Source organism: Pseudomonadales bacterium (genome assembly GCA_024234435.1).
Classification (GTDB): Bacteria; Pseudomonadota; Gammaproteobacteria; order Pseudomonadales; family Porticoccaceae; genus JACKOF01.
The window spans coordinates 66,718-89,439 of record JACKOF010000003.1 but is presented as its reverse complement, the minus strand read 5'-3'; the positions used below and the strand labels follow the sequence as shown (position 1 = coordinate 89,439).

Sequence of the window (22,722 nt, the reverse complement as noted above, 5' to 3'; positions counted from 1 at the left end):
TTATTGCTGATCAATTGGTCACTGTTTTGTGGTGCCGTATTCTAACGTGAGCTGATAACAAAAAACCATGTGTAAAAAGCGTTTAGTCGTTTTTAACGGGTGGCATGTCCGGGTTATGAGCTCCAGCCGCCTAATTCCTGCCAGCGATTAACGATGCCGCAAAACAGCTCGGCGGTTTTGTTGGCATCGTAGGCAGCAGAATGGGCGGATTTGTTGCTGAAGCTGATGCCGGCAACTTCGCAGGCTTTGGCCAGAACGGTCTGTCCGTAAGCGAGTCCTGAAAGTGTTGCGGTATCGAAGCAGGAGAATGGGTGAAAGGGGTTTCTTTTGATACCGTTTCTGGTCACGGCCGTGTTGACAAAGCCAAGGTCAAAGTGGGCATTGTGAGCCACCATGATGGCGCGATTACAATGACTTTCTTTTACTGCGGCCCTGATGGGCTGGAATAATTCCTTGAGCGCGATTTCCTCTTCTATCGCCATGCGGTTGGGATCATGCGGGTTGATCCCGGTGATATCGAGCGCCGCTTGTTCGATGTTGGCACCTTCAAAGGGAATAATCGCGTGGCAGTGGGTTTGATCCGGAAAGAGAAATCCATCATCGTCCATGGCCAGGGTTACTGCGGCTACTTCCAGCAAGGCGTCGGTTTCGGAATTAAAACCGCCGGTTTCAACGTCGACAACTACCGGCAGGAAGCCGCGAAAGCGATCGGATATAGGGGGATGCCAGGTCATTATTCGGCTACTGTCCAGTTCAGGGTTTCTCCGGCACAGAGCGGCACCATGTTGTCCGTGCCCAGCTTGACAGTCTGAGGTACTTGCCAGGGAGATCTTTGCAGGGTAATGGTGTCGCTATTGCGCGCCAGACCGTAAAAGTCGGCACCAAAATGGCTGGCAAAGCCTTCCAGCTTGTCCAGTGCATCAGCGCGTTCAAAGGCTTCAGCGTACAGCGCCATTGCTGCATGGTTGGAGTAGCAGCCAGCGCAACCACAAGCCGTTTCTTTGCTGCGTTGTGCGTGCGGCGCGGAATCGGTGCCAAGAAAAAATTGGCTGCTGCCGCTGGTTGCAGCCGTCATTAATGCTTGTTGATGTGTGTTGCGTTTCAGAATGGGTAGGCAGTAGTAGTGGGGCTTTATGCCTCCTGCCAGCATATGATTACGATTAAACAGCAGGTGCTGCGGTGTGATGGTGGCGGCAACATGGTCTGATGCGGATGCAACAAATTCTGCACCCTGCCGGGTGGTGATGTGCTCCAGAACAATTTTTAGCGCCGGGAAGGTTCCGGTCAATTCAGTCAGGTAACGGTCAATAAATACGGCTTCTCTGTCAAAGATATCAATGCCGGGTTCGGTCACTTCTCCATGCAGCAGTAAAGGCAGCCCCTGTTTTTCCATTTCGGCCAGTACCGGGAAGATTTTTTTCAGATCGGTCACGCCCGAATCAGAATTGGTGGTAGCTCCAGCGGGATAATATTTGCAGGCATACACACTACCCGAGCGTTTTGCCGTTGCTATTTCCTGTGGCGAGGTGTTATCCGTTAAGTACAGCACCATTAACGGCTGCCACTGGCTGGTGGCGGGCCTATTTTGGAGAATTCGGTCTCTGTAGTCGAGTGCCTGTTGTGTGGTGACGATCGGCGGCAGCAGATTTGGCATGATGATCGAGCGGCCAAAATCCTTTGCTGCATCGGCAACTGTGGATTTCAGTGCGTCGCCATCGCGCAGATGTACGTGCCAGTCGTCCGGGCGAGTAATAGTCAGTTCTTTCATGGGGCGAATGCTACCGGAAACTGCGCTGGCTTGACAGTAATTGCTGGTTATTAGCAGCAAATTAACATGATGTTTACTGTGCTTTTGCTGTTGAGCATATTAAAATATGCGCCCCAAAAAAATTCATCCAATATTTTCCCCCAGGAGTGCTTGTGTCGGATATTAAAAAAGTGGTGTTGGCTTATTCCGGTGGCCTTGATACGTCTGTAATTGTCCGTTGGTTGCAGGAAACCTATCAGTGTGAGGTTGTGACCTTTACCGCTGATATAGGTCAGGGAGAAGAGGTAGAGCCTGCTCGGGCCAAAGCGAAGGCTCTGGGGGTGAAGCAAATTTATATTGATGATTTGCAGGAAGAGTTTGTGCGTGACTATGTCTACCCGATGTTTCGTGCCAACGCTATTTACGAAGGGGAGTATCTGCTGGGTACGTCCATTGCCCGCCCTCTGATTGCCAAGAGAATGATTGAAATTGCCAATGAAACGGGTGCTGATGCCATCTCGCATGGCGCAACGGGTAAAGGTAATGATCAAGTGCGTTTTGAGTTGGGCGCTTATGCACTGAAGCCGGGTGTGAAGGTGATCGCGCCCTGGCGGGAGTGGAATCTCGGTTCACGGGAAACCCTGATGAACTATTGCGCCGAGCACAATATCCCGGTCGATTTTTCTGGTGGCAAGAAAAAATCACCGTATTCAATGGACGCGAACCTGTTGCATATTTCTTATGAGGGTGATTTGCTCGAAAACCCCTGGAATGAGCCTGAAGAAGATATGTGGCGCTGGAGTGTGTCGCCCGAGAATGCGCCTGATCAGGCGACCTATGTTGAGCTCACTTACAAAAAGGGCGATATCGTTGCTATTGATGATAGACCAATGACGCCAGCGGTTGTGCTTCGACACTTGAATGAAGTCGCTGGTGCCAATGGCATTGGTCGGCTCGATCTTGTTGAAAACCGTTATGTGGGTATGAAGTCCCGTGGCTGTTATGAAACGCCCGGTGGTACCGTGATGCTGAAAGCACACCGCGCTATCGAATCCATTACTCTGGACCGTGAGGTTGCGCACCTGAAAGACAGTCTGATGCCAAAATATGCGGAGCTGATTTACAACGGCTACTGGTGGTCTCCGGAGCGTGAAATGTTGCAGAAAATGATTGATGAATCCCAGCAGTTTGTTAACGGCAAGGTGCGATTGAAGCTCTATAAAGGGAATGTGGTTGTAGTGGGGCGCCAGTCCGAAGACAGCCTTTTCGACGAGAAAATTGCTACCTTCGAAGACGATGCTGGCGCTTACAATCAGAAAGACGCAGAGGGCTTTATCAAGCTGAATGCTTTGCGGTTGAGGATTGCAGCCAATAAAAATCGCAAATTAATTTAGCGGTTGTGGTTTGACTGCCGCTGATTTGATCTGTGTCATTTGCTGCCCGGCACAGAAATAAAATAATACGCGGGCTGAGTTTACTTGGCTCCTAAACAGGACTCTAATCTACGGGAATGCACAATGAGTAGTGATGTGATATCGACCGGTGAGCAGCCGGTGTACAACACAAAAGTCGTCAAGCAGTTCGCCATCATGACGGTGGTGTGGGGCATTGTTGGTATGTTGGTAGGGGTAATCCTTGCTGCCGAGCTGGTTTGGCCGGATATCAATATGCAGCTGCCATGGCTGCACTTTGGTCGCCTGAGACCCCTGCACACTAATGCTGTTATTTTTGCTTTTGGGGGTTGTGCACTGTTTGCGTCGGCTTACCACGTTGTTCAGAGAACCTGCCAGGCTACCCTGTTTGGCGGATTTTTACCGGCGTTCACCTTTTGGGGCTGGCAGCTGGTCATTGTGTCAGCGGCTGTAACATTACCGCTGGGCCTTACCAGCGCGAAAGAGTACGCTGAACTGGAATGGCCGATTGATATACTGATTACGCTGGTTTGGGTGTCCTACGCAGTGGTTTTCTTTGGGACTATCATGAAGCGTAAAACCAAGCATATTTATGTTGCCAACTGGTTTTTTGGTGCATTTATTATCACCGTTGCGGTCTTGCATCTGGGCAACAGTGCGGCAATACCGGTTACTTTCTGGAAATCCTATTCTGCTTACGCGGGAACCATGGATGCCATGGTGCAGTGGTGGTATGGCCACAATGCGGTCGGCTTCTTTCTGACGGCTGGTTTTCTGGGCATGATGTACTATTTCGTGCCAAAGCAGGCAGAACGCCCTGTTTATTCTTACCGCCTGTCGATCGTTCACTTCTGGGCATTGATTGCCGTTTATATCTGGGCAGGTCCGCACCATCTGATGTATTCAGCGCTGCCAGACTGGGCTCAGAGCCTGGGTATGGTGATGTCTCTGATTCTGTTGGCACCTTCCTGGGGCGGCATGATCAACGGCATGATGACGCTTTCAGGCGCCTGGCATAAGCTGCGTAACGACTCAACACTGAGATTTCTGGTGGTGTCGCTATCGTTCTACGGTATGTCCACGTTCGAAGGTCCGATGATGTCGATCAAGACTGTAAATTCGCTGTCGCATAACACTGACTGGACCATTGGCCACGTTCACTCCGGAGCTCTGGGCTGGGTAGCGATGGTTTCTATCGGCGCCATGTATAACCTGATTCCAGTACTGTTTAACCGTGCCAGGATGTACAGCGAAAACCTGATCAACCTGCATTTCTGGTTATCAACGATTGGAACGGTTCTCTATATCGCATCGATGTGGGTCAACGGTATTGCCCAGGGGCTGATGTGGCGCGCATTTAACACTGACGGCACATTGACCTACAGTTTTGTGGAATCTATTGAAGCCAGCTATCCCGGTTATTACGTCCGCTTGCTGGGGGGATCAATCTTCTTCGTCGGGATGTTAATCATGGGTTACAACGTTTGGCGTACCGTGAAGTCTGACAAGCAAGCGGCAAGCAACCCTGTTGCTGAAACAGCCTAAGGGAGATCATCACAGTGAAGCATGAGATTATTGAAAAAAATATCGGCCTGATGATAGTACTTATCGTTGTGGCTATCAGTTTTGGTGCGCTGGCTCAGGTGATCCCCCAGTTCTGGCAAAAGGAAACGACCGAGCCGATAACAGGCCTGAAACCGTTACCTGCGATCGCTCTTGAGGGACGTGATATCTATATTCGGGAAGGCTGTCACGTTTGTCATACCCAGATGGTGAGGCCAATGCGCGCGGAAACCGAGCGCTACGGACACTATTCAGTAGCAGGTGAGCATGTTTATGAACACCCGTTTTTGTGGGGCTCCAAACGCACAGGCCCGGATTTGGCCCGTGTTGGCGCCCGTTACAGTGATGACTGGCATCGTGCGCACTTGTACAACCCTCGTGACGTTGTACCTGAGTCGAATATGCCTGCGTTCCCCTGGTTATTCGAAAATACTGTTACTGGTGAACACACAGCCGCAAAAATGAAAGCCTTGCGTACAGTGGGTGTTCCCTATACGGATGATGATATTGCCTCGGCTGCAGAGCCCTTTGCCGGTGGTGATGTGAAAGAAATCGATGCCCTGGTTGTTTACTTGCAACAGCTCGGCACCTTGCTGAAGCAGAAACGCTAATGGACCAGGGTACTTTACAAGGTATCGGTACCATCATGGCGATGCTCGCTTTTTTGGGCATTTGCTGGTGGGCTTTCAGCAGCCATAAAAAGAAAGATTTTGAAGAGGCGGCGCAGTTGCCATTTGTTGATGGTCAGTCCGCGCCCCAGAAGGACAGTAAAAATAGGCAGAAAGAACTATGACGACTTTTTGGAGTATCTGGATCATCGTTATCACGTTGGGCACCATTGCTGGCTGTACCTGGCTGCTGTTTGCGACCCGTAAAACTCACCAAAGCGGTGATGACAATGGTGAGGCAAAAACAACCGGTCACATTTATGATGGCATTGAAGAGTTGGATAACCCTCTGCCAAAGTGGTGGTTTAACATGTTTGTGGGGACGGTAATTTTCGGATTGATCTATCTGGTACTGTACCCCGGGCTTGGCAGCTTCAAAGGTATTCTGGGTTGGTCTTCTGTTGGTCAGTGGCAGGAGCAGATTGACGAGGCCGATGCCAAGTACGGACCTATCTACGCCCAGTTTTCCAATATGTCAGCGGAAGAGTTGATTGCCAATCCAGAAGCCATGAAGATGGGCAGCAGATTGTTTAATAACAACTGTTCCCTGTGCCATGGGTCGGATGGTGGTGGCAGCTACGGTTTCCCGAATCTGACGGATAACGACTGGCTATACGGTGGTACTGCGGAGGCTATCAAGGCCAGTATTACCCATGGTCGCCAGGGCGCAATGCCTGCGTGGGGTGATGTTATTGGTGCGGAAGGTGTTGATAACGTAGCCGAATACGTGTTCAAACTCAGTGGTCGCGAGCATGATGCAGCAAAGGCGGAGCAAGGCGGCGAGGCCTATGCTACCTATTGTGCAGCTTGCCATGGCGCTGCCGGTAAAGGATTGCAGGCGTTGGGTGCGCCGAACTTGACAGATGGTACATGGCTCTATGGTGGTTCACCTGCTGCGGTCAGGCATTCCATTCGCAATGGCCGTAAAGGCGTGATGCCTGCGCAGGACAAGTTACTGCGCGAGGATAAAATTCACCTGCTGACCGGGTACGTATACAGCTTGTCTAAAAATCGCTAACAGAAGTAGAGGCGTCATCGTATGATGAAGGATGCTGGTGAATCCGCAGTACATGAGGTTGACCCTGCCAAAGCCAAAAATAGCGAAGAAACTATTCGGGTACTGGATCTTTACCAGACTCGTGAAAAGATTCAAACCCGGAAACTCCCCGGGTTTTTCCGGAATCTGCGGCGCTGGACATGGTTCCCCATGCTCGGCGCTTTTTTTCTGATTCCCTGGTTTAATCTTGATGGCCGTCAGTTGGTGTGGTTTGACTTGCCATCCCGTAAATTCTACGTATTCAATATCACTTTCTGGCCACAGGACTTCATGTTGCTCGCCTGGGCTTTGATCATCTGCGCTTTTGCCCTGTTTACGGTTACGGTACTTGTTGGTCGGGTCTGGTGTGGTTTTTCGTGCCCACAGACAGTCTGGACCATGCTGTTCATGAGCCTTGAAGACAAGTTTGAAGGTGATCGCAACCAGCGTATAAAACTCGATAAAGCGCCCTGGACGTTTAACAAAGTTCGCCGCCGGGGAGGAAAGTGGTTGAGCTGGGTTGCGCTGGCATTTCTGACCGGTGTCACATTCGTCGGTTATTTCAACCCGATCAGAGAACTGATTCCCAGCCTGTTTACATTCAGTGCACATCCCGCAGCCGCTTTCTGGACTTTATTGTTCTCGGTGATGACATTTATGAATGCCGGTTTTTTGCGCGAACAGGTTTGCATGTATATGTGCCCTTATGCTCGCTTTCAGTCGGTGATGTTTGATCACGACACGCTGGTCGTTTCTTACGACGAAGCCCGTGGTGAACCCAGAGGTGCCCGTAAAAAGGGGCAGGATCATCATGCCGAGGGCAAGGGAGACTGCGTTGATTGTTCGCTTTGTGTACAGGTTTGCCCAACGGGGATCGATATCAGGCATGGCCTTCAATATGAATGTATAGACTGCGGGTTATGCATTGACGCCTGTAATACCGTGATGGACAAGATGGGTTATGAGCGAGGGCTGATCTCTTTTACTACCGAACATGCTCTGGAGCATGGCAAAACCAATATCATACGTCCCAGAATGATTGGCTATCTGGCGGTGCTGGTCATCATGATACTGGCGTTCGATTACACCATTGTGACCAGAACACCTCTCGTCGTGGATATTATTCGTGATCGCAACGTCCTGTATCGGGAAAACCGTATGGGGCTGGTGGAAAATATCTATACCCTGAAAATCAATAATATGGATGTTGAAGATCACCGTTACCGTATTTCGGTTGAAGGTGAGTACGATTTCCAATACCGTGGTGCGGTGGAAGTAGACGTAGCAGAGGGTGAAGTGTTGAGTATGCCTGTGGGTGTACTACTTGACCCCGGATTGATGAACTCGCCCAATGCTGATGTTACTTTTGTGGTCGAGTCTGTTGACAGTCCGACACTGCGTGCAATCGAAGAAAACCGATTTATTGGTCCACACATGCGGCGTTAGCACATTATTCTCATGCGGGTTAACGTGCCAACCGGCTCTAATCGGGTGGGCTTGAACCCAGTACAAGCAACAGTTAGGTAACAAATTGAGTAAACTTTCAGATCTGGATACCCTTCCCTGGTATCGGCAATTCTGGCCCTGGTTTTTAATTGCATTGCCCGCCAGCATTGTTGTTGCCGGGATTGCAATGGTGTTTGTTGCCTTTGAAAATGCCGATACTCTGGTGAATGACAATTATTATCGTGAAGGCATGGCCATCAATCGTGTTCTGGAGCAGGATCACAAGGCGCGGGAGCTTGGGCTCAGTGCAGAGCTGGTGATTGATCAGCAAACCGGTGAAATCCTGGTGAAGGTTACCGGTCAGCTGACCGCTAATGGACCACTGACATTGTTGTTACTACATCCCACCGATGAAAAAAGAGACCAGCAGCTGGAACTCGGTACCGTGAGTAGTGGTTATTACCGTGCGGATCTGGAAGCACGCTTGAATAACCGCTATTACCTGCGGATTATGCCTCTGGATCAAAGCTGGCGACTTAATGGTGAGATAGACTTTTCTCAAGCCAATCAGGTGACGCTCGCGCCTCAATGAGCTGCTGGCTGATGATGCATACCTCATGAAAAGTGGTGACTGTTATCACTGCGGCTTGCCAATTACCGGTGGCGTTGATTACCCCGTCATTATTGACCAGCAAACACGGGCTATGTGTTGTCCGGGTTGCCAGGCAGTAGCGACTGCTATTCGGGATGGTGGTCTAGAGCAGTTTTATCAGTTTCGTTCCCGCCTTTCCGAGAGGCCGGAGCGTGATCAACAAGCGGCTCTGGAAGCCTATGACCTGGAAGAGGTACAACAGGAATTTGTTGTTATTCTGGACCAGGATCGCAGGCAAATTTCTGTTCAGGTACAAGGTATTACCTGTGCTGCCTGTGCCTGGCTTATTGAGCACCACCTTAAACAGATTCCGGGGGTGATCTCGGCAAGTGTCAATGTTACAACCCATCGGGCATTGCTCGAGTGGCGTTCGTCTGAAACAAAACTGAGTTGTCTGCTGTCAGCGTTCGAGCCTATTGGTTATCAGGCTCGCCCGGTAACCGACGAGCAGGCCGAAGCTATTCGAAGCAAAGAGAATCGTCGCTTTCTGCAACGGCTGGGTATTGCCGGTCTGGCGATGATGCAGGCTGGCATGATAGCGGTGGGTCTCTATGCTGGTTCTTTTCAGGGCATGGATGTGGAGTGGGAAAGCTACCTTCGCTGGGTGAGCCTGATTATTACCTCTCCGGTGGTCTTCTTTTCTGCAGCGCCTTTTTTTAAAGCGGCCATGCGGAGCTTGAAGATGCGTCATCTGACCATGGATGTTCCGGTGTCTATTGCGATAGGGCTGGCGTTCAGTGCCAGTGTCTGGGCTACCATTGCTGGCACGGGCGAAGTGTATTTTGATTCCGTGTCGATGTTCACTTTTTTCCTGTTACTCGGTCGCTATCTGGAAATGCGGGTCCGGCATCGTAATGAACTGAGTGCCGAGGGGCTGGGTCAGCTATTGCCGACGGTGGCAACCCGATTAAACGGAGATGATGTTGTTTCAGTGCCGGTAAAAAGCCTCAGACCGGGTGATCGGATCCGCGTTGCTGTGGGGGATACCATTCCTTGTGATGGTCAAATAGTCAGCGGTGAAAGTGCCGTGGTTGAGGCAGTGCTCACCGGTGAGTATTTGCCGGTGCACAAGCAAGGGGGTGACACGGTCAGCGCCGGGACGATTAACAGTGAGCATCCGTTGATCATTGACGTGGAGGCGGTCGGTACGCAAACCCGCCTTTCTGCGGTGTTGCACCTGGTGGAACGGGCCCAGGCCCAGAAACCATCGCAGGTGTTTTTGGCTGATCGGGTGGCGGGTTATTTTGTCGCGGTTGTGTTGCTGCTGTCATTAGCAGTGGGCTATTGGTGGTGGCAGCATGATCCCGGACGTATGCTCTGGGTGGTTCTTTCTGTGTTGGTGGTGACTTGTCCCTGCGCGCTTTCCCTGGCAACGCCCGCAGCGCTGGCAGTGGCTTCCGGTGAATTGCGACGCCGGGGGTTTCTGATTACTGATGGGCGGGCGCTCGAATCGCTGGCCAGTGTCAATCACGCCGTGTTTGACAAGACTGGCACCCTGACTTTGAGCAGTATGACGATTGCGACCGTTATGCCTCTGACTTCAAGCAGTGTCGAAAGGTTGCAGGCGGTAGCCGCCGCGCTCGAACAGGATTCCCGGCATCCCATAGCTCAGGCATTTCTCAATATTGGCAATATGCCTGTGGTTGAGAATGTCAGGCATCATGTAACCCAGGGTATCAGTGGTGAAATCGGCGGCGAAGAGTGGGCTATTGGTCGAGCAGAATTTGTTGCAGAAACCCTGCATCATGCGTTGCCCGCTGCTCCCGATCTGGTCGCCGGGCAAACGGCATTATTACTTGCCAGCCAGTCCTCGCTTCAAGGCTGGATTGTTCTGCAGGATCAGTTGCGGCCCAACACGCAAGAGGCGATTGCCAGTCTTGAAAAAACAGTCAATGTCTCGCTGTTCAGCGGTGATCGCAGCGCAGCGGTGGCAGTGATGGCGGAACAGTTATCGATACAACACTGGCGTGGTGACATGTCACCCGCAAGCAAGCTAACAGAGTTACAGGCACTGCAGTCCACCGGGCAACGTGTGGTAATGGTCGGTGACGGAATCAATGATGTGCCGGTATTAAGTGGTGCTGATGTGTCTGTTGCCATGGGGGGCGCCACGGATCTTGCCCGGATTCACGCCGACAGTATTTTATTGTCAGGTAACCTACAGACACTGGTAACGGCCTTGTATATGGCGCGTCGTACCAGACGGGTAATCCGGCAAAATCTCGGTTGGGCACTGCTGTATAATTTGACAGCCTTACCGTTGGCAGCGGCCGGCTGGGTGCCGCCCTGGGCTGCAGCGATAGGCATGTCCGGGAGTTCGTTGTTGGTTGTTATGAATGCATTGCGATTGAGGCGGAATATCATCTGAGGGTGATTTTATTAGACGTTTTGTCATTGGCGGCTGTTTTTCAGTCGGGGGGTATGAAGTGGGAAGTCTATATTTGTTGATACCGGTATCACTGATTTTCTGCGTGATTGCGTTGGTGGCTTATTTCTGGGCTGTTAACAGTGGCCAGTATGATGACCTTGATGGAGAGGGGGAGCGCCTGCTGTTTGATCATGATGACAAGCCACAGAAAGGCGAGCTGAAACAGAACGATAATAAAAAGAACCCTGACGAGCAGCGATAGGCGGACAAGCGGACAGTGATGAACCCTTCCGAAGCTCTTTCAATTGGTGCCATGGTTTTGATTGGTCTCATGGGCGCTGGACACTGCGCCGGCATGTGCGGCGGTATCGTGACTGCACTTGGATTTTCCGTGGAAAAAAGTACCACCGGGGAAAAAGTGGCTCGCTGGCCGATCCTGCTGAGTTATAACATTGGCCGCATTACGTCTTATGGGATGGCGGGAATGGCAGTTGGATGGTTAGGTCAGCTGGGCAGCCAGTATCTCGCACTTGGGCCTGTTTTGCGCAGTATTGCGGGTGTGTTACTTATTCTAATGGGTTGTTATCTGGCGGATTGGTGGAAAATTCTCACGCACCTTGAGTGGCTGGGAGCAAAACTCTGGCGAAAACTACAACCTGTAGCAAACGGGTTATTTCAGGTTCGAAGCACCGGCAAAGGGTTTGCTTTTGGTCTGTTGTGGGGGTGGCTGCCCTGTGGACTGGTGTACAGTGCGCTGGCTTATGCGGCGGCATCGGCTGACCCCGTGAGCGGCTTTTTTGTCATGGTGGCTTTTGGCATAGGTACCCTGCCTGCCATGTTGCTGGGGGGGCTTTTTTCTCAACAGTTGCGTTCGCTGCTGCAGAGGCGCTCTTTGCGCTGGCCTATGGCGTTGATTCTGGTTTTATTCGGTCTTTGGACACTCTGGTCTGTTTATTTTGTCGATCACAGTGGTCATACGAACCACGGTTGGCAAAATTCGGGTTCAGCAGAGCATCTACACATGATGCATAGTCATGAATGACAGCTTGATCGTGCCATATAGCGGGATGGATGCCACTGAAGTACAGGTGACGTGGAAACAATACGCCGATTTGATTCAAGTCAGTTGGAACGCGCTGCTGAAATGATATAAAGTTCAAAACGGTTTATCTATTACTGATAACTCACTCACATTAAAAGATAACTCATTTAAAATAAGTTACGGGAATTCATATGTTAGGTCACGCGATTGGGTTGTTGTATGACCCGCAAAAAACCTGGGATGATATTGCTAAATTAGGCTCCAAAGATGCCAGGAAATCTCTGCTTGGTTTTATTTTTATGGGCATGCTGCCAGCAATCGCCTTTTATATCGGTACGACCAAGGTCGGCTGGACCATTATTGGCGATGAACCTGTTCGCATAACGCCGGAAAGTGCCATTCCTCTGGCTGTATTGTTCTACTTTGCGTTAATGGGGGCTGTAGTCTGCGTGGGTGGCATGTTGTCCTGGATGTCCTCTACTTACCAGTCTGATGTGAAGTATTATGTGGGCGTGGCTTTTATGGGCTATTGCTGTACGCCAATATTTCTGGCCGGGATTGCCGCCGCCTATCCAATCTGGTGGCTGGATATACTGCTGGCAACATTGGCTTGCGGTTACGCCATTCGGCTGGTGTATATCGGCTTGCCAAAAGTGGTCAATATACCTGAGGATCAGGGTTTTTTATTCGCCAGTGCAGCGTTTGCGGTTGCTCTGGTTTATGTGGTGGTGGTGCTGACAGCTACCGTCATTCTGTGGGAGTATATTGCTACACCGGTATTTACCAATTAGTAGCATTCAGGATTGTAGAGGCCGGGCACATGCCCGGCCTTTTACTTGAGGCGTCGGGCAAGTTTTACCGGGTGAGTGGGGGAGAAAGCCATGCGCTTATTACATACGATGCTACGGGTGGTGGATCTCAATGCTTCCATTGCCTTCTACACGGATGTGCTGGGCATGACGTTACTGCGACGCAAGGATTATTCCGATGGCCGGTTTACCCTCGCATTTTTGGGGTATGGTCCAGAAGATGAAACCACGGTGCTGGAGCTCACCCACAATTGGGATATCAGTCGTTACCAGTTGGGTGACGCCTACGGTCATATCGCCATTGGTGTTGAAGATGTCTATGCTGCTTGCGAAAAAATCAGGCAAAGTGGCGGCAAAGTAGTGAGAGAGCCCGGTCCCGTGAAACACGGTTCAACTGTTTTGGCGTTTGTGGAAGATCCGGATGGTTATAAAGTGGAGCTATTGTCGGACTGAACGATCATTGTCCAGCCAGCGCTATGCAGTCAGTGTTGGGATAGATGATAAGAAAAGCAATGCTCGCTCGAGCGGTTGAGCCACGATAAAGCCATTCAAAAGGTGTTGTGACAGGTCTCTTGTATTGAACCCTATAGCTACCTATAGTTTCGGCTGTGTAAATTAGATGAGGACTTATGATGGGTCGAATGTCACCTGAAGTCATGATGAGTGAACTGAATCTGGTGTGGCAACACGTTTTCACGTGGGGTAGCTGGGCTATTGTTTTGGTGATGTTACTTGTCGCTTGGCGAATGGGCGTTAAGCAGCGTACCCCTTTTTATGTGCTTGCCTGTTTAGCTGCAGGGCTGGGGGCTTTTGTTGAGCCACTCTACGACGTTGCTTTCGATTTGTGGTTTTTCGATGTACATAATGGTCAGCCGGGGGCCATGTTCTCTCACTTCACTGCGTTCGGTATTGTGCAGCCAAACTGGTCACATAGCGGTTATATTATTCTTTATGCCACGGCTTGCCTGTATGCAGGGCGAATGATTTACGAAGGTCGGCTTTCTGCGAAAACTTTTTTCCTTGTTTGGCTGGCAGAAATTACAGCCTCTTGTGTTTTCGAGGTGATTGGTACCGGTGTAGGTGTTTACACTTATTATGGCCCCTATGTGATGAGGATCTGGAACTATCCTCTGGTGATCGGGGTGCTGGAAGGTACTCAAACCGTGCTGTTTACGCTTGTTGCGGTGTTGTGGTGGCGGCGAACGACCAGCCCTTCCGCTTTGATGGGATTGTTTTTGTTATTTCCCATTACCATGATGGGCGCAAACTGTGGTGTTGGTGGGCCGATTATCATTGCCTTGCACCTGTCCGAGGCTGAATTTAGCGAAGGCATCGTGTGGGCTGCGACAATGTTGACGCTGGTCATGTGTGCACTGGCGGTATACGGCGCATCGAAGTTCCTGCCTGATGTGCCTGTTCGAGCAGCGAAGCAGGTTGACCCTGCGACTGACTCCTATTCGGTTCCGGTGACCGCAGAGTAAGATAAAATTTCAATGAATGTATTGTAAAAGCAGCTGGCAGAGAAGGCTGATAACAAAAATACCCGTGATATTAAGCCATATCCCGGCCCTTGCCATTTGTGGAATCTGAATTAGCTTTGAGCCGAATACTATGGCATTGGGCGGCGTCGCTACCGGCAGCATAAAGGCGCAGCTGGCTGCAAGAGTAGCCGGAATAATGACGCTTAAGGGGTCTATACCCATACCAATAGCCATTGCTGAAAGAATCGGTACCAGTGAGGTGGTTGTCGCTGTATTACTGGTTATTTCAGTGAGAAAGATAATCAGTGTCACCACCAGCAAAGTCATTACGACGGGTTGTACGTTACCAAGTTGACTGAGCTGCAAGGCCAGTAGTTCGCTGATACCGAAACTGCTTATTGCACTGGCCAGCGCAATACCACCACTGAGTAGTAACAAAATCCCCCAGGGCAGACGTTCGACAGTTTGCCAGTCGACCAGAAACTGGCATTTTCGCCCGTTAGCGGGAAGGTTGGCTGGAATAACAAACAACAATAGTGCCGCAATAATGGCTATGCCACTGTCGGTGAGCCCACTCAACCCCGGTAGCTTTACCAGTAATGGGCGGGTGATCCAGGCAGCGGCAGTGAGTAAAAAAACAAGCAGGGTCAGTTTGCCTCCTGTTGACCAGTGAGTTGTGCTCAAGTCAAATTGAGACTCGGCAATGGGTTGCGATCCGGGTGGGTAAATAAACCGGGTCAGTAACAGCCAGGCTAACGGAACCATAACGATCACCATGGGTACACCAATCAGCATCCAGCGGGCAAAGCTGATTGGTGTACCCAGATGATCCGCTATGAAAGACGCGGTAAACATGTTGGGCACTGTACCGATCAGAGTTCCGATACCACCGATGGATGAGGCGTAGGCAATACCCAACAGCAGGCAGAGGGAGAAGTTCTGTTTGCTGTCGTCATCCGGGTGCAAATGAATAATGCTCAGTGCAATGGGTAACATCACCATAGTAGTGGCGGTATTGGTAATCCACATACTTAGCAGTGCGGAGACAAACATAAAGCCGCCGACAACTACTTTTGGCGTGGTACCAACTGTGCGGATGACTCTCAGGGCGAAGCGCTTGTGAAGCTCCCATCGCTCCAGTGCAAGCGCGAGAATAAAGCCGCCAAGAAACAGAAAAATCATCGGGTGAGCGTAACTGGCTGCAGTGACATGGATACTCTGTGCGCCACTAAGTGGCAGAATGGCCATTGGCAGTAGGGCGGTAGCGTATACCGGTATCGCCTCTGTGAGCCACCAGACAGCCATCCATGCAGTAAGGGCTGCAGTGACTTTGCTGGCAGTGCCAAACGCAATGGGTTTACCGTCAAGCCCTACACTCAGGTCGGGCACAAGGTGGTAGGCGAGCAGAGCGACAGCTGGCCCCAGTATCAGGTAGAACAACTGAAATTTTTGGTGTGACTTATTTTTGTGCTTGCCTGTTAAGGTCCTGGTCATTGAGGCCCTTACCCGTTGCTGGGAAAATGTCGAGGTGAGCTACTCTACGAGATATGCCCCGTGGTCCGCACCCGCTTGCTACCTTTTTCTACCGGTATCCTTTGAGCCAGTTGTCGTTGCTGAAGCCTGGTATCAATCACATTTTTCAGCGCGATCAGAAACCCGGTGACCAGGAATGCGCCTGGCGGTAAAATGATCACCAGAAAACTGTAGCCATCCCCGAACAGCTGTAACTTCCAACTCTCTGCCGTTGGCCCAAATATCAGATTCATATTGGCAAACAGTGTACCGCTGCCGATAATTTCACGGATAGCACCCACCACCAGTAATACGATGGCGAAGCCACTGCCCATCATCAGGCCATCCAGTGCCGATGCGGGCACAGTATTCTTGCTGGCAAAAGCTTCAGCACGGCCAAGAATGGTACAGTTGGTAACAATAAGTGGAATAAAGATACCGAGAATCAAGTAAAGCTCGTAGGTAAACGCTTTCATCAGCAGTTCTGTGCAAGTGGTAAAAGCAGCAATAATCATGACAAATGCCGGTATCTTAACGGCGTCGGAGACGCGTTTACGGATCAGCGAGACTGCAATATTCGAACCTGCCAGTACGGCCATGGTAGCCAGTCCCAGTCCCAGGGCGTTGACAACCGAACCGGTAACCGCCAGCAGTGGGCAAAGGCCCAGCAACTGAACGAGGGCAGGGTTGTTTTTCCACAAGCCGTTGTGGGTGATCTCGCGAACAGGGATCAGCTCAGCCATTGTCTGGCTCCTTTGTCTCAGCGTCGGGTTGGCTGGAGATTATTTCTCCGGGTTTGGGTAGATCAGTATCGGGTAGGGTGTTTTTACTCATCGCTTCCTTGATCAACCTCTGTTTGTCTTCCTGGAAATACTGGAGGACTTTGGCTATCTGTTGTACCACAGCACGGGGGGTGATGGTAGCGCCGGTAAACTGGTCGAACTCGCCGCCATCCTTTTTTACTTTCCATTTGTCGATCGTCGGGTTCGCAAGGGATTTTCCATTAAAACCCGTTACCCATTTGCTTTTATTCGTGTCGACTTTATCACCAAGTCCGGGTGTTTCCCGGTGTTCAACAATTCTGACACCGGCAATGGTGTTGTCGTCCAGGTTGATACCGATAATCATTTTTATATCGCCGTTATAGCCGTCGGGGGCTGTGGCAGGAACAATCATGGCAACAAGCTGATTGTCTTTGCGGGCAACCTTGATGTCGCCCGAGTCAATACCCAGCGTTGCCAGAAAATGGTCCGGAATGGTGAGGGTGTCCATCAACAGATCATTATCGTGGCGCTCTTTTGGGACAATTTCCAGCAGAGCCTTCTGTGCGACCTTGCGTTGTGCCTCCGCAATACGTTCTTTTGTGCCGAGATGAGTGCTTGCCAGAATGGAAGAAGTAACCAGTGCAAAAATACCCAGCATTATGCTATTGAAGCGGATTGAGCTAATCAGCATCGGGTTTCTCCGTGGCTTTGCGTCGTTGTTGGTGTCCATAGGTGCGAGGCAGAGTATAGTTGTCAATCAGCGGAGCTGCGAAATTCATTAATAACACCGCAAATGCCACAGCGTCGGGATAGCTTCCCCAGCTGCGAATCAGAAAAACCAGCAATCCTGTCAAGGCGCCATAAATCATTTTGCCGAGCTTGCTGGTAGCAGAGCTGACAGGATCTGTGACAATAAAGAAGGCGCCCAGCATGGTGGCGCCACTGAGTAAATGGAACGGTGGTGAACCGTGACTTGAAGAGCTGCCACCGTCGTAAAACAAGGCGGATATCAGGCTAAGTGATACCAACATGCTGACCGGCGCGTGCCAGGTAAATACACGGTTGTAGAGCAGGAAAATACCTCCTGCCAGAAAGCACAGGTTCACCCATTCCCAGCCTGCACCTGCATATTCTCCGGCAATAAATACCGGTTCGGTCTGGTAAAGCTGTTCAACTAGCAAGCCGGAATTATGCTTGAGTACTTCCAGTGGTGTTGCTGCCGTGAATGCGTCGATGGTGCTGTCACCCAGAAACGGAAAAACTATTTGTAGTGACTGCCATAGCCCCGGAGTAATGGTACCTTCTGGCAATAGTGCGGCAGGTGCAGGCCAGGCTGTCATTTGTACAGGAAATGAAATCAGCAGCACAACATAGCCAACCATAGCCGGGTTAAAGGGGTTGTAGCCCATGCCGCCGTAGAGTTGTTTGGCGATCACAATAGCAAAAGCCGAGCCGGTCACGACCACCCACCAGGGTGCCAGGGGAGGGAGTGCGAGTCCTAACAGTATAGCGGTGACCAATGCGCTGTAATCTTTCAGATAGAACAGTACCGGTCGGTTACGCAGGCGCATGATGGCCGCTTCACAGCTCAGAGCTGTGGTGCTGGCAATAACGATATTGATAAGCGTGCCCCAGCCAAAATGCCAGCTCAGGGCGGCAAAGCCGGGTAGTGTGGCGAGAATAACCAGTTGCATGAGGCGGGCAGTTTTCTGCGGGCCGTGGGCGTGAGGGGATGTAATCTTGAGCAGTGACATGACATTATTCCCCTTCTGTCACAGTGAGTTTTGTATGCTCGACGAGATTGGCTTTGGCTTCTTCAAACTTCAACCTGGCGGCTTCGACTTTATTCTGTGCCTGCTGCTTCTCTTCTTCAGTGCCAGTGCCTTCCAGCGTGATCAGCTTGTCTTCGGCTACTTTCAGGCGTTTTTCTGCACTGGCAGCCAGGCGTTCAAGTTTTGATTGCTGCTGCTCAGGGTTTAGCTCGGCTTTTTTAGGTGGCGGTGTTACTTCAGCCTGTTGTGTAACCTGCACCACAGGCTCATCATAAGCTTCCGATAACCCGGCCAGCTTGCTTCTCGCATCTTCAAGTTTCAGGCGCGCGGCTTCCACTTTGGCTTTGGCTTGTTCCTGTTGTTCGGGGCTGCCGTTCTGGTTCAGCTCCTGTAACTTGCTTGCAGCGACTTCTAGCCGGTTTTCTGCACTTTTTAACAAACGTTCCGCTTTTGCGCGTTGCTGTTCGGGTGTCTCAGCTGCTTTTTTCTCGGCAACTCTGGTGAGCGCAGCCTGAATCAGATCGTCGGCCTTGCCCGTATTGGTGCCTGCTTTTGCCTTGGCTTGCTGGGCCGCTTTGCGACGCTCTTCTTTCTTGGCAATTTTTTCTGCTTCGATGCGATCCTTGCGGGCTTGTTGAAATTCAAAACGTTGACGGGCACGATCGGATTTAATCACATCTTTCCGGTGCTGAATGATTTCACCCTTGGCTGCCCGGTAGTATTGCACCAGAGGAATACTGCTTGGACATACAAAAGAGCAGGCGCCACACTCAATACAGTCAAACAGGTTGTGAGCTTCCAGTTTTTCGTGATTTTGTGACTGCGCGTACCAGTAAAGTTGTTGTGGTAACAAACTAGCGGGGCAGGCCTCGGCACACAGGCCACAGCGAATACAGGCTTGAGCCGGTGGTGGTGCGGGCAGTTCTTCTGGTGTCGCTGCCAGCAGGCAGTTGGTAGTTTTGATCACGGGTACACGGGTATCTTCCAGAGTGAAACCCATCATGGGGCCGCCCATGACCAGTCGGCTACATTTTTCAGGCTGAAAGCCACTGTTTTTCAATACATGACTGACGGGTGTGCCAATGAGTGTGTGGTAATTACGCTGGGTCTGGCAGGCTTCTCCAACGACAGTAGTGATACGGGAAATCAGCGGCTCACCATGAGCAATGGCCCGATAAATAGCGTGGCAGGTGCCGACATTCTGGCAAACGATTCCCAGATCCATGGGTAGTCCACCGCTGGGCACTTCTTTGCCGGTTAATATCTGAATAAGCTGTTTCTCGCCACCGGAAGGGTAGCGTGTGGGGAATTCTACCAATTCAATACTGGAAGAACCCTCTAAGTGAGTTGCTAACGCTTCGTAGGCCTTTGGTTTGTTATCTTCAATGCCAATCAGAATGGTTTCTGGCTGGCCGAGAATGTGTGCCAGCAGCTTGATGCCTTCAATAATTTCTTCCGGGTATGTCTGCATGAGAATATCGTCAGCAGTAATATAAGGCTCACACTCGGTACCATTGATGATCAGTGTATGGATGGGTTTATTAGGCCCCAGTTTTACCGCAGAGGGAAAGCCTGCGCCACCCATTCCGGCGATACCCGCCTCGCGAATTTTTGCCAATAAAACGGAAGGCTCGGCTTGCAGGTAATTCCCAACACCCCGATGTTCTAGCCACTGGTCTTGGCCGTCACTTTTGATTGTGATGCAGGTTTGTGGCATACCTGAAGGGTGGGGAACCGGGTGCAAATCGATAGCAGTGACCGTTCCCGAAGTAGGGGCGTGTGCGGCGGCACTGACGAAGCCACCAGCTTCGGCAATCATCTGGCCTTTCAGTACTTGATCGCCTACAGAGACAACAGGTTTAGCGGGTGCGCCAATATGTTGTTGCATTGGGATCACAACTGCTTCTGGCAGTGGCAATTCACCAATACCTAGCTGCAATGACTGCGACTTGTTCTCTGGTGGATGTACGCCGCCGGTCAATGGATAAATCTTCCTCATGCCGCCTGCTCCTTGTTGGTGGGGCGACGATCGCTGGCAATCATTTCAACACTACTGGGAGGCAGCACCCATTTCCAGTCGCTGATAGAGGTTGCTACCGGAATCATATCGATGCAATCTACCGGGCAGGGTTCTACGCAGAGATCGCAGCCGGTACACTCATCGGCAATAACGGTATGCATTTGCTTGGCTGCACCGAGAATTGCATCAACAGGGCATGCCTGGATGCATTTGGTACAGCCAATACATTCATCTTCACGAATAAACGCAACCTTTTTAACGTCACTCTCTTCACCGTGTTCAGCATCCAGCTCAGGAGCTTCCACCCCCAGCAGGTCGGCAATAGCATTAATGGTCGCCTGGCCGCCGGGAGGACATTTGTTAATTTCCTCTCCATTGGCGATGCCTTCAGCATAGGGTCGACAACCGGGGTGTCCGCACTGTCCGCACTGGGTTTGCGGCAGCAGGTTGTCAATTTGTTCGACAATCGGGTCGCCTTCCACTTTGAACTTGATGGAGGCGAAGCCAAGTACCGCACCGAATACTACGGCCAGCCCGACCAATGCAAACAGGGCGGCTAATAGCGGTTGTTGAATGAGAAAATCCAGCAAAATTGGTCCTTAGCCCTAGACGAGGCCACTAAAGCCCATAAAGGCTAACGACATCAGGCCCGCGGTAATCATGCCAATGGCGGCACCCTTGAAGGGTGCGGGAATATCGGCAACGGCCAATCGCTCACGCATGGCTGCGAACAGAATCAAAACCAGTGAGAACCCCAGCGCGGCACCGGCACCAAAAAGGGTTGATTCAAACAGGTTGTGCGCCTTGGTGGTGTTGATCATGGCGACACCCAGTACCGCACAATTGGTGGTGATCAATGGCAGAAACACACCTAGCACGCGATAGAGCAGTGGGCTGCTCTTCTCGATAAACATTTTGGTGAACTGCACGACCACCGCAATCACCAGGATAAAAGAAATGGTTTTCAGATATTCAAGATCGAGTGGAATCAGAATCCAGGTGTTGACCAGATAGCTCGACATGGCTGCCAATGTGAGTACAAAGGTTGTCGCCCCGGCCATACCAATAGCGCCTTCCAGCTTATTGGAGACCCCCATAAACGGGCACAAACCAAGGAATTGAACCAACACAAAGTTGTTCACCAAAATGGTGCTGATCAAAATAACGGCAAATTCCTGCATGGTAGAACAGGTTCCTGTGCAGTATTTCTAATTAATGGTTCACTTGAGCGCCCGGTCAGGGCTAATTGCCAACGCGCTATTATCAGCCCGGAGGAATCTTAGTTCAACACCCGTTCGCGTTAACTTGGTGCTGGAGTCGCATTGATGGTTAAAAACCGGCTGCTGACCTGTATTCGGCCGGTTTAGTCTTATGGCGGGTGGATTTGCTACGCTGAGTCAGCCCCATGACCGAAGGGAATGTTTTGGGCCTTTGCGGAGAATACGCCGTTCAGGTCTAGCCGGGGGAATATGCTGGCACTCCTAGCCCGCGATGGCTTTGTTAAGGGTTTCTTTTCGAAAAAATATGCAAAAAATGCCCAAAACACCTCCAATAATTGCACCGCTGACATGGGCTACATAATTGATGTAGGAATCGTTCCCTGCTTGTTTCATTCCATAAATATCCCAACCTATATACCATGCAGCAAGGGATAGTGCAGGGATTCGAAATACCCTTATATAAACAAGAAACCAGAAAAAGCACCGGATTTTAATGGTTGGCAGCATGACGGCCAGTGCTGTCATGGCTGCCATTACTACGCCTGAAAGCCCGATGGTTGGCAGAGTACTCTCTATGCCAAACAGGGAATGGCTATATGCCAGACTGGTGCCCACAGAGGTGACTAAAACAAATATTGAGAAAACGAATCCTCCGACAATAATTTCAACTGATGCGGCAAAAATATAAAAAAATAGAAGGTTGCCAGCCAAATGAATGATATCTGCGTGAGAAAATGTTGAAGTCAGCATTTTTTTAAAACTTGGATTTTTCGGATCGTAAGCTAATGTGCTGGTCAGGCTTTTGGGGACGGTTGAATCGTATTGTTTAAACAGTTCCGTCAGTCGGTTGTGGACATATTTGAGATTGTCCGCGTTTGATGAAAATAGAGTGCTGGGTATTGCCTCTTTTGACAGTTCTTCAATTTTTAGCTGAGTGTTTGGCGCTGTGCGAATAGCCTGAAATATTTCCGGGCATTGATTGCCTGATTCTGTTCGGGCAATTTTGCGAAGGAAAGCAATCGCGCCCTTATCTATGTTGTCGTAGCAGAATTTTTCGACAGCTTTGCTGTGATCTTTGTCTATAGAGTACTGCTGCCAGTAAACAAATACACACAGAATACAAACCAGTAGGGTAAGAATTGGTAGCCTGTTTATGCTTGTATCAAGTTTATAGGGTAAAAAAATCACAACACTCCCTGTTGGTTATCGA

The 22,722-nt window shown here is 50.7% G+C and carries 23 protein-coding genes; 13 read left to right on the top strand and 10 right to left on the bottom strand.

The genetic code is table 11. From position 1 onward, the window contains the following. Nucleotides 1-113: 113 nt before the first annotated feature. Entirely contained in the window at nt 114-734 is a 621-nt protein-coding gene (gene rnt / locus H7A02_12975; protein MCP5173171.1) for a ribonuclease T, read from the bottom strand. Beyond that, nucleotides 734-1,768, bottom strand: coding sequence for a dihydroorotase (gene pyrC / locus H7A02_12970; protein MCP5173170.1), 1,035 nt, complete (start codon nt 1,766-1,768; stop codon nt 734-736). The genes rnt and pyrC overlap by 1 nt, the downstream gene beginning before the upstream one ends. A gap of 152 nt (nt 1,769-1,920) precedes the next feature. Here pyrC and H7A02_12965 point away from each other — a divergent pair, with 152 nt between their 5' ends. The 13 genes from H7A02_12965 (at nt 1,921) to H7A02_12905 (ending at nt 14,224) form a co-directional block, all read left to right on the top strand. Continuing rightward, nucleotides 1,921-3,141, top strand: coding sequence for an argininosuccinate synthase (locus tag H7A02_12965; GenBank protein ID MCP5173169.1), 1,221 nt, complete (start codon nt 1,921-1,923; stop codon nt 3,139-3,141). 123 nt (nt 3,142-3,264) lie between these two features. Then, nucleotides 3,265-4,704, top strand: a complete 1,440-nt coding sequence (ccoN, locus tag H7A02_12960; GenBank protein MCP5173168.1) for a cytochrome-c oxidase, cbb3-type subunit I — start codon at nt 3,265-3,267, stop codon at nt 4,702-4,704. A gap of 14 nt (nt 4,705-4,718) precedes the next feature. Further along, nucleotides 4,719-5,333, top strand: a complete 615-nt coding sequence (gene ccoO / locus H7A02_12955; protein MCP5173167.1) for a cytochrome-c oxidase, cbb3-type subunit II — start codon at nt 4,719-4,721, stop codon at nt 5,331-5,333. After that, nucleotides 5,333-5,515 carry a cbb3-type cytochrome c oxidase subunit 3 gene (locus tag H7A02_12950; GenBank protein MCP5173166.1) on the top strand — a complete coding sequence of 61 codons (183 nt, stop codon included), beginning with the start codon at nt 5,333-5,335 and terminating at the stop codon, nt 5,513-5,515. Before ccoO ends, H7A02_12950 begins: the two co-directional genes overlap by 1 nt. Continuing rightward, nucleotides 5,512-6,408: a cytochrome-c oxidase, cbb3-type subunit III gene (ccoP, locus tag H7A02_12945; protein MCP5173165.1), complete on the top strand. Its 897-nt coding sequence runs from the start codon at nt 5,512-5,514 to the stop codon at nt 6,406-6,408. Before H7A02_12950 ends, ccoP begins: the two co-directional genes overlap by 4 nt. 24 nt (nt 6,409-6,432) lie before the next feature. Beyond that, nucleotides 6,433-7,872, top strand: coding sequence for a cytochrome c oxidase accessory protein CcoG (gene ccoG, locus H7A02_12940; protein ID MCP5173164.1), 1,440 nt, complete (start codon nt 6,433-6,435; stop codon nt 7,870-7,872). Between the two features lie 85 nt (nt 7,873-7,957). Continuing rightward, nucleotides 7,958-8,464: a FixH family protein gene (locus H7A02_12935; protein MCP5173163.1), complete on the top strand. Its 507-nt coding sequence runs from the start codon at nt 7,958-7,960 to the stop codon at nt 8,462-8,464. Between the two features lie 25 nt (nt 8,465-8,489). Continuing rightward, complete coding sequence (cadA, locus tag H7A02_12930; protein ID MCP5173162.1) at nt 8,490-10,892, top strand: cadmium-translocating P-type ATPase; 2,403 nt, start codon at nt 8,490-8,492, stop codon at nt 10,890-10,892. 58 nt (nt 10,893-10,950) lie between these two features. Then, nucleotides 10,951-11,154, top strand: coding sequence for a cbb3-type cytochrome oxidase assembly protein CcoS (ccoS, locus tag H7A02_12925; GenBank protein MCP5173161.1), 204 nt, complete (start codon nt 10,951-10,953; stop codon nt 11,152-11,154). Between the two features lie 51 nt (nt 11,155-11,205). Further along, entirely contained in the window at nt 11,206-11,934 is a 729-nt protein-coding gene (locus H7A02_12920) for a sulfite exporter TauE/SafE family protein (GenBank protein ID MCP5173160.1), read from the top strand. 191 nt (nt 11,935-12,125) lie between these two features. Beyond that, nucleotides 12,126-12,725, top strand: a complete 600-nt coding sequence (locus H7A02_12915) for a DUF1282 family protein (GenBank protein MCP5173159.1) — start codon at nt 12,126-12,128, stop codon at nt 12,723-12,725. A gap of 90 nt (nt 12,726-12,815) precedes the next feature. Beyond that, nucleotides 12,816-13,196 carry a lactoylglutathione lyase gene (gloA, locus tag H7A02_12910; protein ID MCP5173158.1) on the top strand — a complete coding sequence of 127 codons (381 nt, stop codon included), beginning with the start codon at nt 12,816-12,818 and terminating at the stop codon, nt 13,194-13,196. A gap of 179 nt (nt 13,197-13,375) precedes the next feature. Next, a complete protein-coding gene (locus tag H7A02_12905) occupies nt 13,376-14,224 on the top strand; it encodes a hypothetical protein (protein MCP5173157.1) in 849 nt (282 codons plus the stop codon). A 9-nt stretch (nt 14,225-14,233) separates the two neighbouring features. Here the strand turns inward: H7A02_12905 and H7A02_12900 are convergent, their stop codons facing one another. The 8 genes from H7A02_12900 to H7A02_12865 form a co-directional block, all read right to left on the bottom strand. Then, nucleotides 14,234-15,718 (bottom strand): SLC13/DASS family transporter, encoded by a 1,485-nt coding sequence (locus H7A02_12900; GenBank protein MCP5173156.1) that lies wholly within the window; start codon nt 15,716-15,718, stop codon nt 14,234-14,236. Between the two features lie 44 nt (nt 15,719-15,762). Next, the gene (locus tag H7A02_12895) at nt 15,763-16,479 is read right to left on the bottom strand and encodes an electron transport complex subunit E (protein ID MCP5173155.1); all 717 of its coding nucleotides are present in this window, start codon (nt 16,477-16,479) and stop codon (nt 15,763-15,765) included. Next, nucleotides 16,472-17,191, bottom strand: coding sequence for an electron transport complex subunit RsxG (rsxG, locus tag H7A02_12890; protein MCP5173154.1), 720 nt, complete (start codon nt 17,189-17,191; stop codon nt 16,472-16,474). Before rsxG ends, H7A02_12895 begins: the two co-directional genes overlap by 8 nt. Further along, nucleotides 17,181-18,254, bottom strand: coding sequence for an electron transport complex subunit RsxD (gene rsxD / locus H7A02_12885; GenBank protein MCP5173153.1), 1,074 nt, complete (start codon nt 18,252-18,254; stop codon nt 17,181-17,183). The genes rsxG and rsxD overlap by 11 nt, the downstream gene beginning before the upstream one ends. A 4-nt stretch (nt 18,255-18,258) precedes the next feature. Further along, nucleotides 18,259-20,271: an electron transport complex subunit RsxC gene (gene rsxC / locus H7A02_12880; protein MCP5173152.1), complete on the bottom strand. Its 2,013-nt coding sequence runs from the start codon at nt 20,269-20,271 to the stop codon at nt 18,259-18,261. Next, complete coding sequence (gene rsxB / locus H7A02_12875) at nt 20,268-20,882, bottom strand: electron transport complex subunit RsxB (protein ID MCP5173151.1); 615 nt, start codon at nt 20,880-20,882, stop codon at nt 20,268-20,270. Before rsxB ends, rsxC begins: the two co-directional genes overlap by 4 nt. Before the next feature lie 15 nt (nt 20,883-20,897). Beyond that, nucleotides 20,898-21,473, bottom strand: a complete 576-nt coding sequence (gene rsxA / locus H7A02_12870) for an electron transport complex subunit RsxA (GenBank protein MCP5173150.1) — start codon at nt 21,471-21,473, stop codon at nt 20,898-20,900. Nucleotides 21,474-21,773: 300 nt separating this feature from the next. Continuing rightward, entirely contained in the window at nt 21,774-22,700 is a 927-nt protein-coding gene (locus tag H7A02_12865; protein ID MCP5173149.1) for a rhomboid family intramembrane serine protease, read from the bottom strand. Nucleotides 22,701-22,722 lie beyond the last annotated feature (22 nt).